General features: G+C 72.7%; 13 protein-coding genes and 1 pseudogene. 9 read left to right on the top strand and 5 right to left on the bottom strand.

The features are described from left to right. Positions 1-118: 118 nt before the first annotated feature. Positions 119-583 carry an Lrp/AsnC family transcriptional regulator gene (locus tag CRP52_RS23635; protein WP_051829676.1) on the bottom strand — a complete coding sequence of 155 codons (465 nt, stop codon included), beginning with the start codon at positions 581-583 and terminating at the stop codon, positions 119-121. 364 nt (positions 584-947) lie between these two features. Further along, complete coding sequence (locus tag CRP52_RS23630) at positions 948-1,871, bottom strand: NADP-dependent oxidoreductase (RefSeq protein ID WP_097238218.1); 924 nt, start codon at positions 1,869-1,871, stop codon at positions 948-950. 190 nt (positions 1,872-2,061) lie between these two features. Between CRP52_RS23630 and nadA the strand changes: the two genes are divergently transcribed. Further along, entirely contained in the window at positions 2,062-3,246 is a 1,185-nt protein-coding gene (gene nadA / locus CRP52_RS23625) for a quinolinate synthase NadA (protein ID WP_373560516.1), read from the top strand. Between the two features lie 80 nt (positions 3,247-3,326). On the opposite strand, the gene pspAA is transcribed toward nadA, so the two are convergent. Continuing rightward, on the bottom strand, positions 3,327-3,620 hold the full coding sequence (gene pspAA, locus CRP52_RS23620) for a PspA-associated protein PspAA (RefSeq protein ID WP_097238217.1): 294 nt from the start codon (positions 3,618-3,620) through the stop codon (positions 3,327-3,329). A gap of 37 nt (positions 3,621-3,657) precedes the next feature. Next, complete coding sequence (locus tag CRP52_RS23615) at positions 3,658-4,461, bottom strand: PspA/IM30 family protein (RefSeq protein WP_373560515.1); 804 nt, start codon at positions 4,459-4,461, stop codon at positions 3,658-3,660. Between the two features lie 317 nt (positions 4,462-4,778). On the opposite strand from CRP52_RS23615, the gene CRP52_RS23610 reads away from it, so the two are divergent. Together CRP52_RS23610 and CRP52_RS23605 are read left to right on the top strand one after the other, a co-directional pair. After that, the gene (locus CRP52_RS23610; protein ID WP_097238215.1) at positions 4,779-5,378 is read left to right on the top strand and encodes a DUF3043 domain-containing protein; all 600 of its coding nucleotides are present in this window, start codon (positions 4,779-4,781) and stop codon (positions 5,376-5,378) included. Positions 5,379-5,551: 173 nt separating this feature from the next. Beyond that, positions 5,552-6,292: a class I SAM-dependent methyltransferase gene (locus tag CRP52_RS23605; RefSeq protein ID WP_179853070.1), complete on the top strand. Its 741-nt coding sequence runs from the start codon at positions 5,552-5,554 to the stop codon at positions 6,290-6,292. Between the two features lie 55 nt (positions 6,293-6,347). Here the strand turns inward: CRP52_RS23605 and CRP52_RS23600 are convergent, their stop codons facing one another. After that, positions 6,348-6,548, bottom strand: coding sequence for a hypothetical protein (locus CRP52_RS23600; protein WP_097238213.1), 201 nt, complete (start codon positions 6,546-6,548; stop codon positions 6,348-6,350). A gap of 109 nt (positions 6,549-6,657) precedes the next feature. Here CRP52_RS23600 and cobU point away from each other — a divergent pair. The 6 genes and pseudogenes from cobU to sucB all read left to right on the top strand — a co-directional run. After that, a pseudogene (cobU, locus tag CRP52_RS23595) lies at positions 6,658-7,230 on the top strand (bifunctional adenosylcobinamide kinase/adenosylcobinamide-phosphate guanylyltransferase); the annotation flags it as partial. Between the two features lie 28 nt (positions 7,231-7,258). Next, positions 7,259-8,374: a nicotinate-nucleotide--dimethylbenzimidazole phosphoribosyltransferase gene (locus CRP52_RS23590; protein ID WP_097238211.1), complete on the top strand. Its 1,116-nt coding sequence runs from the start codon at positions 7,259-7,261 to the stop codon at positions 8,372-8,374. An 81-nt stretch (positions 8,375-8,455) separates the two neighbouring features. Beyond that, positions 8,456-9,247 carry an adenosylcobinamide-GDP ribazoletransferase gene (locus CRP52_RS23585; RefSeq protein WP_097238210.1) on the top strand — a complete coding sequence of 264 codons (792 nt, stop codon included), beginning with the start codon at positions 8,456-8,458 and terminating at the stop codon, positions 9,245-9,247. 257 nt (positions 9,248-9,504) lie between these two features. After that, on the top strand, positions 9,505-11,004 hold the full coding sequence (locus tag CRP52_RS23580; protein WP_097238209.1) for a leucyl aminopeptidase: 1,500 nt from the start codon (positions 9,505-9,507) through the stop codon (positions 11,002-11,004). Positions 11,005-11,454: 450 nt separating this feature from the next. Continuing rightward, complete coding sequence (gene lpdA, locus CRP52_RS23575) at positions 11,455-12,861, top strand: dihydrolipoyl dehydrogenase (RefSeq protein WP_097238208.1); 1,407 nt, start codon at positions 11,455-11,457, stop codon at positions 12,859-12,861. Positions 12,862-12,941: 80 nt separating this feature from the next. Then, the gene (gene sucB, locus CRP52_RS23570; protein ID WP_097238207.1) at positions 12,942-14,708 is read left to right on the top strand and encodes a 2-oxoglutarate dehydrogenase, E2 component, dihydrolipoamide succinyltransferase; all 1,767 of its coding nucleotides are present in this window, start codon (positions 12,942-12,944) and stop codon (positions 14,706-14,708) included. Positions 14,709-14,734 lie beyond the last annotated feature (26 nt).

Genomic DNA, 14,734 nt, shown 5'->3' with positions numbered 1-14,734 from the left:
GACGTGATCAGCGTAGGCAGCCGGAGTACTCCGCCGCGCGTCGGAACGCGGCTGGTCAGGCAGGTTTCGAGCGTCTTCGGACGGGTGCGCGCAGGATTCCTGCGTACGCTTTCCGGGTTCAGCCGATGAGCTGGGAGAGGACCACCGAGGAGCGGCTGCGCTGGACTCCGGGCTCGCGCCGGATGCGCTCGATGACGGCCTCCAGATGGCGCATGTCGGCGGCTCTCAGGTGGACCAGGGCGTCCGGATCGCCGGTGACCGTCCAGGCGGCGACGACCTCGGGGAACTGCCGCAGGCTGGCCAGGATCTCCTCGGGGGCGGTGCGCTCGCGGCAGTAGACCTCGACGAAGGCCTCGGTCTGCCAGCCGAGGACGGCCGGGTCGAGCACCACGGTGAAGCCCCGCACCACGCCGCGCGCCCGCAGCCGGTCGATCCGCCGGCGCACGGCGGTGGCGGAGAGGTTCACCTGCAGGCCGATCTCGGCGTACGAGGCGCGGCCGTCGCGGCCGAGGCGGGCGAGCAGCAGCCGGTCGGTCTCGTCCAGGTCGGCCCCGACCACCTCGTGCGCTCGGCTGCTGCTCATCGGTGCGGGGCTCCACGGGTCGTGCGGGGTTCGGCGGGGCGCATCCCGGTGGTGGCGACCATGGCCGACCACGGCCGACCCCTGCCGAAACGGTTCGCCACCATTCTGGCGGATGACCTGAACGAGTTCACCGCCGACGGATGACGAGTGGGCGACCGTCAGCCGTGCTCTAGGGCCTGTCCGGCGGATCTTGTCGGATCAGCGCGCGGCTCCCCCAGCCTTCGGCCGGGAGGTACCCCCACTTCGCGCCCGTCTGGGCGTGCGCCCGAATCGCCCTCGTACTGGGTGTACTCGGACGATTCGGGCGTGCGTCCAGGCGGGATGATCCGGCGTCGTGCGCCCGGCAAGATCCGCCGGACAGGCCCTAGTCCATGATCAGGACGATCTTGCCCCGGGTGCGGCCCTCCGCGCTGAGCGCCTGGGCGGAGGCGGCCTGGGCCAGCGGGAAGGTGGAGGCGACGGTGACGGTCAGCCGGCCGTCGTCGGCGAGCGCGGCGAGTTCGGCCAGGCCCTCGGCATCCGGGCGGACCCAGACGTACCGGCCGCCGAGGGCCTTGACCCCGAAATCGACGATCGAGGCGATCCGGCCGGGGTCGGCCACCAGGCCGGCCGAGACCTGCACGGCGCCGCGGCCGACCAGGTCGAGGGCCGCGTCCACCCCGTCCGGGGCCAGTGCACGGACGCGGTCGGCCAGTCCCTCGCCGTGGACGACCGGCTCGGCGCCCAGGCCGCGCAGGTAGTCGTGGTTGTGCTCGGCCGCGGTGCCGATCACCCGGGCGCCGCGGGCCCGGGCCAGCTGCACGGCCAGGTGGCCGACCCCGCCCGCCGCGGCGTGCACCAGGACGGTCTCCCCCTCGGCGAGCCGCAGCGCCTTCAGGGCCTGCAGCGCGCTGAGCCCGGCCAGCGGCAGGCCGCCCGCCTGCGCCCAGTCCAGGGCGGCCGGCTTGCGGGCGAGGGTGCGGACGGGCGCGGAGACCAGCTCGGCGTAGGTGCCGTGCTCGACGGCGTCCTTGCGGACGTAGCCGTAGACCTCGTCGCCCGGGGCGAACTCGGTGACCCCGCCGCCGACCGCACGGACCACCCCGGCCGCGTCCCAGCCCATGACCAGGGGGAAGTGGGCGTCCAGCACGCCGTCCAGGGCGCCCTCCCGGACCTTCCAGTCCACCGGGTTCACCCCGGCCGCCCGGACCTCCACCAGAACCGAGTCCGGGCCGACCTTGGGGTCGGGCAGATCGGTGTACTCGACCACTTCGGGGCCGCCGTAGCGGTTGATGACGATTGCTTTCATGGCCCAGCCATACCCGAAGGCTTCGAAATATCGATTCGGATACGCCCGGAAGCATCCGTTTCGGCGAGCGGTTCTCGTCACATCGACAGGATGGCCATCGTCACTCTGACGCTAACCGGTTATCATAGATAGCGTCAGTTAGACGAAAAGGCTTCACCGCTTGATCGGCCGCACAGAAGGGCACCCGCCCGTGACCACCACCATCACCGAGACCTACGGCGTCGACCCCACTCCGACGCCGCTCGCTCTGCTGCTGCTCGGCCGCGAGGCCGACCCGAACAGCGAGCGCGGCGTCGAGTGCCCCGGTGACCTCCCCCCGGCTTCCGACCCGAACCTCGTCGAGCGCGCCCGGGCGGCCAAGGCCGCGCTCGGCGACCGCGTTTTCATCCTCGGCCACCACTACCAGCGCGACGAGGTGATCGAGTTCGCCGACGTCACCGGCGACTCCTTCAAGCTCGCCCGCGACGCGGCCGCCCGCCCCGAGGCCGAGTACATCGTCTTCTGCGGCGTGCACTTCATGGCCGAGTCCGCGGACATCCTCACCGGTGACGCCCAGCAGGTCGTCCTGCCGGACCTCGCCGCCGGCTGCTCGATGGCCGACATGGCCACCGCCGAGCAGGTCGCCGAGTGCTGGGACGTGCTGACCGACGCCGGCATAGCCGACGTGACCGTCCCGGTCTCGTACATGAACTCCTCCGCCGACATCAAGGCCTTCACCGGCCGGCACGGCGGCACCATCTGCACCTCCTCCAACGCCAAGCGCGCGCTGGAGTGGGCGTTCGAGCAGGGCCAGAAGGTGCTGTTCCTGCCCGACCAGCACCTCGGCCGCAACACCGCGGTCCGCGACATGGGCTTCTCGCTGGACGACTGCGTGGTCTACAACCCGCACCGGCCGAACGGCGGCCTGACCGCCGAGCAGCTGCGCGACGCGAAGATGATCCTCTGGCGCGGCCACTGCTCGGTGCACGGCCGGTTCAGCCTGGACTCGGTGAACGACGTCCGCGAGCGGATCCCCGGCGTGACCGTCCTGGTGCACCCCGAGTGCAAGCACGAGGTCGTCGCGGCCGCCGACATGGTGGGCTCGACCGAGTACATCATCAAGGCGCTGGACGCCGCCGAGCCCGGCACCAAGTGGGCCATCGGCACCGAGCTGAACCTCGTCCGCCGCCTGGCCAAGGCGCACCCGGACAAGGAGATCGTCTTCCTGGACCGCGCGGTCTGCTTCTGCTCGACCATGAACCGGATCGACCTCCCGCACCTCGTCTGGGCGCTGGAGTCGCTGGTCGAGGGCCGGGTGCCGAACGTGATCACCGTCGACCCGGAGACCGAGAAGTACGCCAAGGCGGCGCTGGACCGGATGCTGGCCCTGCCGTAACCGGCCTCCTCGTAGCGCGAAAGGGCGGGCCCCCTCCGTGTGGAGGGGGCCCGCCCTTTCGTCTGGCAGCGGCCGCGGTGTTACTCCGGGAAGCCCGGGATGACGCCCTCGCCGTCGGCCATCAGCAGCTCGCGGACCTCGCCGATCGTCGCATCGGCGCTCGGCAGGATCAGCTCGGACGGCTCCAGCGAATCCAGCGGCACCGGGGTGCCGTACTGCTTCACCGCGCCCAGCAGCTTGCCGTAGGCCTGGCGGAAGAGCTCCTCGTCCCCCGAGTCCACTGCGGTGACGAGCTCGGCGTCGAGCTCGTTGAGCAGGGTCAGGTGGGCCTCGCCCACCTCGAACTGCCCTTCACCCATGACCCTCATGATCATGCCGTGCGTCTCCCTGGTTCGTGGGGTCGAGCTCAGATCACTTGTTGTAGTTGATGCGAGGGGTGTCCTGCTGCGGCTGGGCGTGCGGCTGCGGCTGGGCGTCCTGCGGCTTGCCCTGCTCGATCGCGGCCGGACCGGACGCGGGACCGCCGGACAGCTCGGCCTTCATCCGGGCCAGCTCCAGCTCGACGTCGGACCCGCCGGCGACGCGCTCCAGCTCGGCCTCGATGTCGTCCTTGCGGCCGAGACCGCTCGCGTCGTCGAGCGCGCCGGAGGCGAGCAGCTCGTCGATGGCGCCGGCCCGGGCCTGCATCTGGGCCGTCTTGTCCTCGGCCCGCTGGATGGCCAGGCCGACGTCGCCCATCTCCTCCGAGATGCCCGAGAAGGACTCGGCGATGCGGGTCTGCGCCTGGGCGGCGGTGTAGGTCGCCTTGATGGTCTCCTTCTTGGTGCGGAAGGCGTCCACCTTGGCCTGGAGCCGCTGGGAGGCGAGGGTGAGCTTCTCCTCCTCGGCCTGCAGCTGCTGGTACTGCGTCTCCAGATCGGTGATCTGGGACTGCATGTTGGCCTTGCGGGTCAGCGCCTCACGGGCGAGGTCCTCACGGCCGAGCGACAGCGCCTTGCGGCCCTGGTCCTCGTACTTGGCCGACTGCTGCTGGAGCTGGGTCAGCTGGAGTTCGAGGCGCTTGCGCGAGGTCGCGACGTCCGCGACGCCACGCCGTACCTTCTGCAGCAGTTCGAGCTGCTTCTGGTAGGAGTAGTCGAGCGTCTCACGGGGATCCTCCGCCCGATCCAAGGCCTTGTTCGCCTTGGAGCGGAAGATCAGCCCCATACGCTTCATGATTCCGTCGCTCATGGGCCTCGGGTGCCCCCTTCTCCGGCCTGCGGTCTCTATCTCGTTACCAGACACGACGAGTGTATGTGCAGCGAGCCCGTCGCCGCAGTGCACCTGCCTGCAACAAGACTGCTACAGCGACCAGTGGCGTTTCCTCATCCCCCGGGTGGATCCGCCCCTCATCCCCCCCATCGTCCATCCGATTGATCCCCTACGGGAAGTCCCCGGGAAATCCGGGCGGGAAGCGCCGGCTCGCGGTATCGATATGCGTTCGGTTCCGAGGGCACCCGTGGAAGCCGCTCCGCACCCCGTACGCTGGTGGTGTGTTCCGACGCCGTTCAGATGATGCCGCCGCCTCCGCCACCGTGCTGGAGAAGCAGGACGAGACCGCCCAGGCCCGCCACCCGGAGGCCAAGAAGGGCCGCCCCACCCCCAAGCGCAGCGAGGCCGAGGCCGGCCGGCGCACCCGGGTGACGGTGCCCAAGGACCGCAAGGAGGCCGCCCGCCAGGCCCGCGACCGGATGCGGGGCGAGCGCGAGAAGCAGCGCCAGGCACTGATGGACGGCGACGAGCGCCACCTGCCGGCCCGTGACAAGGGCCCGGTGCGCCGGTTCGCCCGCGACTACGTGGACGCCCGCTGGTCGCTCGCCGAGTTCTTCCTGCCGGCCGCCGTGGTCATCCTGGTGCTCAGCATCATCAAGGTCGCGCAGCTGCAGGTGCTCTCCACGCTGCTGTTCCTGCTGTTCTTCGTCTTCGTGATCCTGGACTTCGTCCGCCTCGGCCTCGGCCTGCGCAAGCAGCTCGCCGCGCGCTTCCCGAACGAGAACACCCGCGGCGCGATCGCGTACGGCATCATGCGCACCCTGCAGATGCGCCGGCTGCGCCTGCCCAAGCCGCAGGTGCGGCGCGGGGAGAAGCCCTGACCGCCGAACCGGTCGACTCCGGCTGGGCCCCGCCTTCCTGGGAGGGGCCCGGCCTGTACGCGCTGCCGGGGCAGGGCCACGGCGGCCACGACCGGCTGGGCCAGGAGCGGGCCGGCCAGGAGCGCCTGCTGCCCTCCCGCAGCGGGTCCTTCGCCGGCGGCACCGCCGCCTGGCTGGAGCGGCTCGGCGGACTGCGCAACTTCGTCCGCCAGGAACTCGTCACCCGCCAGCTCGCCGAACAGCTCACCGGCCGCAGCGCACAACGCGTCCTCGACATCGGCTGCGGCCAGGGCACCCAGGCGCTGCGGCTGGCCCGGGCCGGCCACTACGTCACCGGGATCGACTCGGACCCGGTCGCACTCGGCGTCGCCCAGGGGGCGCTCGGCGAGGAGCCGCCGGAGGTCCGCGGCCGGCTGCAGCTGCTCAGCGGGGACGGCCACCAGTGCGGGCGCTGGTTCGGCCCGCGCAGCTTCGACGTGGTGCTCTGCCACGGCGTCCTGATGTACCTGCCCGACCCGGATCCGATGATCGCCTCGCTGGCCCGGCTGCTGGCACCCGGCGGGCTGCTCTCGCTGCTGGTCCGCAACCGGGACGCGCTCGCGCTGCGGCCCGCCGCCGCCGGGGACTGGCGGGCCGCCCTGCACGCCTTCGAGAGCGACCGGTACTACAACCGGCTCGGACTGGCCGCCCGGGCCGACCGGCTCGCCGACCTCTCCGTCACCCTCTCCGAGGTGTCGGTGCCGATCCGGCACTGGTACGGCGTGCGCGTCTTCACCGACAACGCCCCCGACGACGCGGCCCCGCCGGTGGACGGGCGGCAGCTGGCCCAGCTGCTGGAAGCCGAGGACCGGGCCGGCCGCACCGACCCGTACCGGCAGGTCGCCGCGCTGCTGCACGTGATCGGCTCGAAGTAGCAGAAGCCGGTGCAGCAGAAGCCGGTGCAGCAGGAGCGAGCGGGAGCAGCCGGGGCTACTCCTCGTGCAGGCTCATCGCGTAGACGACCCGGTCGTCCTCCAGCAGCACCGCCGTGTCGACGCCGTCCTCCGCGAGCTGCTTCCAGGTCTCGCCGATCCAGGTCTCGGCGTCCCCCTGGCCGGCGAACTCCTCCTGGCTGCCGTCGAGCGTCACCGCGCTGCCGTCCGCCTTCTCGTACCGCCACGTCCACGCCATGCCCGGCTCCTCCCACCGACGACGCTGCCTGTGTTGCTGCGCACCTTAGCCTGCCCGGCCCGATCTTCCGTATGCCTGGTCGGGCAGGATGAGCCGCATGGCGACCCACCCCCCGCTCCCCCGCACGCTGCTGCTCGGCGGCGCCCGCTCCGGCAAGTCCACCCGCGCCGAGCAGCTGCTCGCCGACCGGCCGGACGTCCTGTACGTGGCCACCGGCGGCACCCGGGACGGCGACGCCGAGTGGGCGCAGCGGGTCGCCCTGCACCGTGAGCGCCGGCCGGCGAGCTGGCGCACCGCGGAGACCTGCGACCTGGAGGCCGTGCTGGCCGACACCGCCGACCCGGCGCCGGTGCTGGTCGACTGCCTGGCGCTCTGGCTGACCGCGGTGATGGACGAGTGCGGCGCCTGGGACGACGAGGGCTGGGCGAACGGGGCCGAGGCCGCGGTGCAGCGGCGCTGCGAGGCGCTGGCGGCGGCCTGGGCGGCCACCGGACGGACCGTCGTCGCGGTGAGCAACGAGGTCGGCATGGGGGTGGTCCCGGCCACCGCCGCCGGGCGCCGCTTCCGCGACACCCTGGGCCGGCTGAACATGGCCGTGGCGGACGCCTCGGAGCGCGTCCTGCTGGTCGTGGCAGGTCAGGTGCTGACCATCAAGCCGGACGTCAAGCCAGCCGCAGGCTGAACACCCGCGCCGTGTAGCCTTCCCGACGATGGACACGACCGTGGATCTCGATACGTTCTCCTCGCTCGTCGAGCGCCCCGACGAGAGCGCCCGGCGGGCCGCCGAGGAGCGCTGGCAGGCGGCCGGACGGCCGCCCGGCGGGCTCGGCAGGCTGGAGGAGCTGGGCAGCTGGCTGGCCTCCGTCCAGGGGCGCTCATCGGTACGGCCGATCTCCGCGCCCAAGGTGCTGCTGTTCGCCGCCGACCACGGCGTGGCGGCGCTCGGGGTCTCCCGGCTGCCCGCCGAGGGCGGCACGGCGGCCCGGGTGCGGGCCGTGCTGGACGGCACCGCTCCGGTGGCCCGGCTGGCCTCGCGCTACGGCGCCGAGGTGCGGATCGTCGACGTCGCGGTGGACACCGACCCGGCGGACTTCCCGGACGACGTGGTCGCCCACCGGATCCGGCGCGGCTCCGGGCGGATCGACACCGAGGACGCGCTCAGCCCGGAGGAGACCGTCCGGGCCTTCCGGGCCGGCATGGCCGTCGCCGACGAGGAGGCCGACGCCGGCACCGACCTGGTGCTGCTCGGCGACCTCGGGGTCGGCTCCACCACGGTGGCCGGCGTCCTGGTCGGCGCGCTGTGCGGGACGGACGCGGCGGCGGTGACCGGGCGCGGCTCGGGGATCGACGACCGGGTGTGGATGGTCAAGTGCGCCACCATCCGGGACTCGCTGCGCCGGGCCCGGCCGGTGCTCGGCGACCAGCTGGCGCTGCTCGGCGCCACCGGCGGGGCCGACTTCGCGGCGATCACCGGCTTCCTGCTGCAGGCGGCCGTGCGACGGCTGCCGGTGGTGCTGGACGGGGTGGTCTCGGCGGCCTGCGCGCTGGTCGCCCAGCGGATCGCCTTCCGGGCGCCGGAGTGGTGGCGGGCCGGGCAGTCCAGCGGCGAGCCCGCGCAGGCGAAGGCGTACGACCGGCTGACCCTGACGCCGCTGCAGGACCAGGGGATCACCCTGGGCGAGGGCGTCGGCGCCCTGCTGGCGCTGCCGCTGCTGCAGGCGGCGGGGGACGCGCTCGCCGACGAGGCGCCGAAGCCGTACGTGCCGGCCGCGCCGAAGGAGCAGCCGAAGCTGCCCTCGGCGGCGGACCTGCTCAGAAGGCTCTAGGGCGTGGACAACCGGACCCCCAGCTCCCCGTCAGGGGCACTGGGGGTCCGTTCCGTACGGGGCGGTTGAGGAGTGAGGGCGATGACGGACCTCCGGGACCGGGCCGGCTGGGGGGACGGGCTGCGGTTCGCGTTCGGAACCCTGTCGGTGCTGCGGGTGCGGGTCGAGCGGTGGGACCGGGAGGCGGGTGCACGGGCGATGGTGGCGGCCCCGCTGGTGGGGCTGGCGCTGGGAGCCCTGGCTGCCGCGGCGGGGGCGCTGGTGGCCTGGCGGGCGGGCGGGCCGCTCGGCGCGGTGGCGGCGGTCGGGGTGCTCGCCGGGCTGACCCGCGGGCTGCACCTGGACGGCCTGGCGGACGTCGCGGACGGGCTGGGCAGCGGGAAGCCGGCCGAGGACGCGCTGCGCATCATGAAGCAGTCCGACATCGGCCCGTTCGGCGTGCTCACCCTGGTCCTCGTCCTGCTGGCCCAGGTCGCGGCGCTGGCCGGGCAGTTCGGGCAGTCGCCGCTGCGCGGCGCGCTCGCGGTGCTGGCCTCGGCGACGGCCGCCCGGTGCGCGCTCGCCTGGGGCTGCCTGCGGTCGGTGCCGGCCGCGCGGCCGGGCGGGCTGGGCGCGATGGTGGCGAGCACGGTGTCGCCCGCCGGCGCGGTCGCCGCAACGGCCGGCGCGGCACTGGCCCTGGCCGCACTCGGACTGTTCGACGGATGGTCAGCCCTGCGCCTCCCGGCGGCCCTTGTGCTCGGGGCGGGCTGCGCCCGACTGCTGCTCGGACGGTGCGTACGGCGGCTCGGCGGGATCACCGGGGACGTGCTCGGGGCGGTGGCGGAGACCGCTGCGACCGGCACCTTGTTCGCCCTGGCGTTGCTCGGCTGACACCGGGCGGCGCGTGATCCCACCATGCGGACTACCATGCGTGAAGCACCGCAGCCCTGCACCGTGGCAGGTCCTGCCCGCCCGGCGCGTACCGAGGAGCCGGGACCTCTGGTGTGCGTGCCCGTCCGGCGGGTTCGCGTAGCCAGGGGGCCCGGACCCGGAGGCCCGCCGGCGGACGGGCCTGCAACGGCGGGCTGCGCCGGTGCGGCAGCCTCGCCGCGACCGGCCGTGGACCGCGAAAGAACAGGACGCATTACGTGACTGCATTGTCTGTGAGCACCTCCTCCGCCGCCTCGCTGCGCGCGGACGCCCTGGTGGTCGGTGTCGCGAAGGGGCCGAAGGGCGTTGTGCTGGCCCCCGGCGCCGAGGCCGTGAACGAGGCGTTCGAGGGCAAGCTGGCCGAGGTCCTCAGCACCCTGGGCGCGACCGGCGCCGAGGGCGAGGCCGTGAAGGTCCCCTCCCCCGCCGGCCTGAAGGCCGCGCTCGTGCTCGCGGTCGGCCTCGGCGGGGCCGAGGAGGGCTACGCGCTGGAGGCTCTGCGCCGCGCCGCCGGTGTCGCCGCCCGCACCCTGGCCGGCGCCAAGAAGGTCGCGCTGGCCCTGCCGGTCGAGTCCGCGGACGAGGTCGAGGCGGTCGCGCTGGGCGGCCTGCTCGGCTCGTACTCCTTCGGCACGTACAAGGGCAACGGCAACGGCAAGGAGCCGGTCGGCGAGCTGGTCGTGCTGACCGCCCGCAAGGGCAGCAAGGACGCCAAGGCCGCCGTGGAGCGCGCCGCCGCGATCGGCGAGGAGATGAACCGCGCCCGCGACCTGGTCAACACCGCGCCGAACGACCTGAACCCGAAGAGCTTCGCCGCGATCGCCCAGGCGGCCGGCAAGGAGCACGGCCTCAAGGTCGAGGTGCTGGACGAGAAGGCGCTGACCAAGGGCGGCTTCGGCGGCCTGCTGGGCGTCGGCAACGGCTCGACGAACCCGCCCCGCCTGGTGAAGGTGGCCTACACCCACCCGAAGGCCAAGGCCACCCTGGCGTTCGTCGGCAAGGGCATCACCTACGACTCGGGCGGCATCTCGCTGAAGCCGGCCGGCCACAACGAGACCATGAAGTGCGACATGGCCGGCGCCGCCGCCGTGTTCGCCGCCGTGGTGGCCGCCAAGCGCCTCGGCCTGGCCGTCAACGTGACCGGCTGGCTGGCGCTGGCCGAGAACATGCCGTCCGGCTCCGCCACCCGCCCGGGCGACGTGCTGCGCATGTACGGCGGCAAGACCGTCGAGGTGCTGAACACCGACGCCGAGGGCCGTCTGGTGCTGGCCGACGCCATCGTGCGGGCCGGCGAGGAGAACCCGGACGTCATCGTCGACGTGGCCACCCTGACCGGCGCCATGGTGCTGGCCCTGGGCAACCGCACCTTCGGCGTGATGGCCAACAGCGACGAGCTGCGCGACGACCTGCACGCCCTCGCGGGCGAGGTGGGCGAGCAGTCCTGGCCGATGCCGCTGCCGGCCGACCTGCGCAAGGGCATGACCGAGTCGACCATCGCCGACCTGGCCAACATGGGCGAGCGGATGGGCGGCGGCCTGGTGGCCGGCCTGTTCCTGAAGGAGTTCGTGGCCGAGGGCATCGACTGGGCGCACCTGGACATCGCCGGCCCGGCGTTCCACGAGGGCGCGCCGTTCGGCTACACCCCGAAGGGCGGCACCGCGAGCGCGGTGCGCACCCTGGTCCGCTTCGCCGAGCGGACGGCGAACGGCAAGGCCTGATCAGGCACCTGCGGTGACGGGGCCCGGCGCGTGTGCGCCGGGCCCCGTCGGCGTTCCGGGCACGTCAGGCCGGTCCGGGCCGGGTCGAGTCGGTCCGTGTCGGACCGGCGGGGTTCCGACGAGGTTCCGGCGCGGTTACCTGCGAGTAGGCCGGAACAGTGCGGCGCACGCGTGTTCGCTGCGGGCGAAACTTTGTTCCGCAGTGCGGAAGAGACCGCGCCGAACGGCCCGGAAGACCCCCGTCCGGCGGCTGTCAACACGGCCCTGAGCTGCGATGATGCCCATCCGTCGGGGGTGTTGCCGCCCCGGTGACCGCTCCGCGGGACACCCCTGGGGTGGACCCGGACATCAGCCACCGCGAACAAGTGCGAAGATGTATTTCCGGCACGACTGGGCGCCCCACAAAGGCTTCCGACCCACCGGACCGCGACCGGCCCGGCGACCCACCCCATGCATGGAGGACGTGACGTGGCGAACGACGCCAGCACCGTTTTCGACGTAGTCATTCTCGGAGGCGGAAGCGGCGGTTACGCCGCGGCGCTCCGCGCCGCTCAGCTGGGCCTGAGCGTCGCCCTGGTCGAGAAGGGTGAGCTGGGCGGCACCTGCCTGCACCGCGGCTGCATCCCGACCAAGGCTCTGCTGCACGCCGCGGAGATCGCGGACGAGACGAAGGAGGCCGCCGAGTTCGGCGTTCTGGCCACCTTCCAGGGCATCGACATCAACGGCGTCCACAAGTACAAGGACGACGTCATCGCCGGCCTGTACAAGGGCCTGCAGGGCCTGGTGGCGTCCCGCAAGGTCACCTTCATCCAGGGCGAGGGCAAGCTCTCCTCGCAGACCTCGGTGGACGTCAACGGCCAGCGCATCGAAGGCCGCCACATCGTTCTGGCCACCGGTTCCGTGCCGCGCTCGATCCCGGGCCTGGAGATCGACGGCAACCGCGTGATCTCCTCGGACCACGCCCTCAAGCTCGACCGCATCCCGAAGTCGGCCGTCATCCTCGGCGGCGGCGTGATCGGCGTCGAGTTCGCCTCGGTCTGGAAGTCCTTCGGCGTCGAGGTCACCATCGTCGAGGCGCTGCCGCACCTCGTCCCGCTGGAGGACGAGAACTCCTCCAAGCTGCTGGAGCGTGCGTTCCGCAAGCGCGGCATCAAGTTCGAGCTGAAGGCCCGCTTCTCCGGCGTCGAGTACACCGAGACCGGTGTCCGCGTCTCCACCGAGAACGGCAAGCAGATCGACGCCGACCTGCTGCTCGTCGCCATCGGCCGCGGCCCGGTCTCGGCCGGCCTCGGCTACGAGGAGAACGGCGTCGCGATGGACCGCGGCTACGTCCTGGTCGACGAGTACATGCGCACCAACGTGCCCACCATCTCCGCCGTCGGCGACCTCGCCCCGACCCTGCAGCTGGCCCACGTCGGCTTCGCCGAGGGCATCCTGGTCGCCGAGCGCCTGGCCGGCCTCAAGCCGGTGCCGATCGACTACGACGGCGTCCCGCGCGTGACCTACTCCAACCCCGAGGTGGCCTCCGTCGGCATCTCCGAGGCCAAGGCCGTCGAGCTGTACGGCAAGGAGAAGGTCGTCACCCTCAAGTACAACCTGGCCGGCAACGGCAAGAGCAAGATCCTGAAGACCGCCGGCGAGATCAAGCTCGTCCAGGTCAAGGACGGCGCCGTGGTCGGTGTCCACATGGTCGGTGCCCGCATGGGCGAGCAGGTCGGCGAAGCCCAGCTGATCTACAACTGGGAAGCCCTGCCGGCCGAGGTCGCGCAGCTCATCCACGCGCACCCGACCCAGTCCGAGGCCCTGGGCGAGGCGCACCTGGCGCTGGCCGGCAAGCCGCTGCACGCGCACGACTGATCGCGCCCCACCCCCCTTTTCCGGTACTTCCCGTACGCAAGTACTTCCGTACGCAAGACTTGATAGGAGTCGCTGAAACCATGGCGGTCTCAGTAACACTGCCCGCACTGGGCGAGAGCGTTTCCGAGGGCACTGTCACCCGTTGGCTGAAGGCCGAGGGTGAGCGTGTCGAGGTCGACGAGCCGCTGCTCGAAGTCTCGACCGACAAGGTCGACACCGAGATCCCGGCCCCGGCTTCCGGCATCCTCTCCTCGATCAAGGTCGGCGAGGACGAGACCGTCGAGGTCGGCGCCGAGCTGGCGATCATCGACGACGGCTCCGGCGCCCCGGCTGCCGCCCCGGCCGCCGAGGCTGCCGCTCCGGCCGCCGCTGCTCCGGCTCCGGTCGCCGAGGCCCCGGCTGCCGCTCCGGCCGCCCCCGCCGCCCCGGCTGCCGCTCCGGCTGCTCCGGCCGGCGACGCCACCCCGGTGCTGCTGCCCGCCCTGGGCGAGTCCGTCACCGAGGGCACCGTCACCCGCTGGCTGAAGGCCGAGGGCGAGACGGTCGAGGTCGACGAGCCGCTGCTTGAGGTCTCCACCGACAAGGTCGACACCGAGATCCCGTCGCCGGTCGCCGGCACCCTGGTGAAGATCCTGGTCGGCGAGGACGAGACCGCCGAGGTCGGCGCCCAGCTCGCGCTGATCGGCGCCGCGGGTGCGGTCGCCGCCGCTCCGGCCCCGGCCGCTGCTCCGGCTCCGGCTGCCCCGGCTCCGGTTGCCGCTCCGGCTCCGGCTGCCGCTCCGGCTCCGGCCGCCCCGGCCCCGGTCGCCGCTCCGGCTCCCGTTGCCGCTCCGGCTCCCGTTGCCGCTCCGGCTCCGGTCGCGGCTCCGGCCCCGGTCGCCGCCCCCGCTCCGGTCGCCCCGGCTGCCCCGGCTGCCGACAACGGTGACGCCTACGTCACCCCGCTGGTGCGCAAGCTCGCCGCCGAGCACGGCGTCGCGCTGTCCTCCGTCGCCGGCACCGGCGTCGGCGGTCGCATCCGCAAGCAGGACGTCATCGCCGCCGCGGAGGCCGCCAAGGCCGCCCCGGCCCCGGCCGCCGCTGCCGCCCCGGCTGCCGCGCCGAAGGCCGCCGCCGCGCCGTCCGCCCTGCGCGGCCAGACGGTCAAGATGACCCGCATGCGCAAGGTCATCGGCGACAACATGATGAAGGCCCTGCACGAGCAGGCCCAGCTGACCAGCGTGGTCGAGGTGGACGTCACCAAGATCATGTCGCTGCGCGGCAAGGCCAAGGACTCCTTCCTGGCCCGCGAGGGCGTCAAGCTGTCCCCGATGCCGTTCTTCGTCAAGGCCGCCGCCCAGGCGCTGAAGGCCCACGCGGTCATCAACGCCCGGATCAACGAGGCCGAGGGCACCATCACCTACTTCGACACCGAGAACATCGGTATCGCGGTGGACTCCGAGAAGGGTCTGATGACCCCGGTCATCAAGGGTGCGGGCGACCTCAACATCGCCGGCATCTCGAAGAAGACCGCCGAGCTGGCCGGCAAGGTCCGCGACAGCAAGATCACCCCGGACGAGCTGTCCGGCGCCACCTTCACCATCAGCAACACCGGCTCGCGCGGTGCGCTGTTCGACACCGTGATCGTGCCGCCGAACCAGGCCGCCATCCTGGGCATCGGCGCCACCGTCAAGCGCCCGGTGGTCATCGAGGCCGACGGCGGCACCGCCATCGGCATCCGTGACATGACCTACCTGTCGCTCTCCTACGACCACCGCCTGGTGGACGGCGCCGACGCCGCCCGCTACCTGGTCGCGGTCAAGGAGATCCTGGAGGCCGGCGAGTTCGAGGTCGAGCTCGGCCTCTGACCGCTCCACGGTCCCCGCGGAACCCC

This window comes from Streptomyces sp. 1331.2, from assembly GCF_900199205.1.
Lineage (GTDB): Bacteria > Actinomycetota > Actinomycetes > Streptomycetales > Streptomycetaceae > Kitasatospora.
This window is presented reverse-complemented; position numbering and strand designations above follow the sequence as displayed.

What these genes read in the sequence shown, in the direction of transcription:
- CRP52_RS23615 (WP_373560515.1), bottom strand. Translation starts at nt 4,461, where the DNA reads ATGAAGCGTATGGGGCTGATCTTCCGCTCCAAGGCGAACAAGGCCTTG.
- sucB (WP_097238207.1), top strand. Translation starts at nt 12,942, where the DNA reads ATGGCGGTCTCAGTAACACTGCCCGCACTGGGCGAGAGCGTTTCCGAG.
- CRP52_RS23590 (WP_097238211.1), top strand. Translation starts at nt 7,259, where the DNA reads ATGGACACGACCGTGGATCTCGATACGTTCTCCTCGCTCGTCGAGCGC.
- CRP52_RS23630 (WP_097238218.1), bottom strand. Translation starts at nt 1,871, where the DNA reads ATGAAAGCAATCGTCATCAACCGCTACGGCGGCCCCGAAGTGGTCGAG.
- CRP52_RS23635 (WP_051829676.1), bottom strand. Translation starts at nt 583, where the DNA reads ATGAGCAGCAGCCGAGCGCACGAGGTGGTCGGGGCCGACCTGGACGAG.
- lpdA (WP_097238208.1), top strand. Translation starts at nt 11,455, where the DNA reads ATGCATGGAGGACGTGACGTGGCGAACGACGCCAGCACCGTTTTCGAC.
- CRP52_RS23600 (WP_097238213.1), bottom strand. Translation starts at nt 6,548, where the DNA reads ATGGCGTGGACGTGGCGGTACGAGAAGGCGGACGGCAGCGCGGTGACG.
- pspAA (WP_097238217.1), bottom strand. Translation starts at nt 3,620, where the DNA reads ATGATCATGAGGGTCATGGGTGAAGGGCAGTTCGAGGTGGGCGAGGCC.
- CRP52_RS23585 (WP_097238210.1), top strand. Translation starts at nt 8,456, where the DNA reads ATGACGGACCTCCGGGACCGGGCCGGCTGGGGGGACGGGCTGCGGTTC.